General features: G+C 49.5%; 1 tRNA gene and 1 rRNA gene. Both read right to left on the bottom strand.

Features of this window, described 5'->3' with window-relative positions:
* Positions 1 to 258 precede the first annotated feature (258 nt).
* Positions 259 to 331: transfer RNA gene (locus tag I1A59_RS09415), tRNA-Ala, on the bottom strand.
* A gap of 102 nt (positions 332 to 433) precedes the next feature.
* Positions 434 to 1,497 (bottom strand): 16S ribosomal RNA (locus tag I1A59_RS09420); the annotation flags it as partial.

A 1,497-nucleotide genomic window follows, 5' to 3' on the forward strand; every position in this document is an offset into this window, starting at 1 on the left:
CTCTTTTCTTAACTCTACCTGAATTAAGTAAACTCTTTATGCGTTCAGCGTTTCGGTTTATTTCTTGTTACTTTCTTTGATATAGATATTCAATTTTCAATGTTCTTTTAGGATACCACTTCAACTTTGTTTGTAGTTGAATCTCAGCCTAACTTCGTAGAGAAAAAAGATAAACTTCCTTGTGTTCTCCGAACACATCGTCTGTTTCCTATTTTTCTTCTCGAAGTTTCCGCAAGCGGATCGGCTTCGATATCCTGATGGAGCCTAGCGGGATCGAACCGCTGACCTCCTGCGTGCAAAGCAGGCGCTCTCCCAGCTGAGCTAAGGCCCCAGGTTGGTTTCTAACCTTTGAATCTATTCTTTTTTATTTCTTGGTTGTCATCTACATGACCCCTCAAAACTGAACAAGTACCAATGTCATCCATTTCCTTAGAAAGGAGGTGATCCAGCCGCACCTTCCGATACGGCTACCTTGTTACGACTTCACCCCAATCATCTATCCCACCTTAGGCGGCTGGCTCTAAACGGTTACCTCACCGACTTCGGGTGTTACAAACTCTCGTGGTGTGACGGGCGGTGTGTACAAGGCCCGGGAACGTATTCACCGCGGCGTGCTGATCCGCGATTACTAGCGATTCCGACTTCATGTAGGCGAGTTGCAGCCTACAATCCGAACTGAGACTGGCTTTAAGAGATTTGCTTGCCGTCACCGACTTGCAGCTCGTTGTACCAGCCATTGTAGCACGTGTGTAGCCCAGGTCATAAGGGGCATGATGATTTGACGTCATCCCCACCTTCCTCCGGTTTATTACCGGCAGTCTCGCTAGAGTGCCCAACTTAATGATGGCAACTAACAATAAGGGTTGCGCTCGTTGCGGGACTTAACCCAACATCTCACGACACGAGCTGACGACAACCATGCACCACCTGTCACCAGTGTTCCGAAGAAAAGCCCTATCTCTAGGACGGTCACTGGGATGTCAAGACCTGGTAAGGTTCTTCGCGTTGCTTCGAATTAAACCACATGCTCCACCGCTTGTGCGGGCCCCCGTCAATTCCTTTGAGTTTCAACCTTGCGGTCGTACTCCCCAGGCGGAGTGCTTAATGCGTTAGCTCCGGCACTAAGCCCCGGATAGGGCCTAACACCTAGCACTCATCGTTTACGGCGTGGACTACCAGGGTATCTAATCCTGTTCGCTACCCACGCTTTCGAGCCTCAGCGTCAGTTACAGACCAGAGAGCCGCTTTCGCCACCGGTGTTCCTCCATATATCTACGCATTCCACCGCTACACATGGAATTCCACTCTCCCCTTCTGCACTCAAGTTAAACAGTTTCCAAAGCATACTATGGTTAAGCCACAGCCTTTAACTTCAGACTTATCTAACCGCCTGCGCTCGCTTTACGCCCAATAAATCCGGATAACGCTCGGGACCTACGTATTACCGCGGCTGCTGGCACGTAGTTAGCCGTCCCTTTCTGGTAAGATACCGTCACA

Origin of the sequence: Streptococcus sp. NLN76, assembly GCF_015686645.1 — a bacterium.
In the GTDB taxonomy this organism is placed as follows: Bacteria; Bacillota; Bacilli; order Lactobacillales; family Streptococcaceae; genus Streptococcus.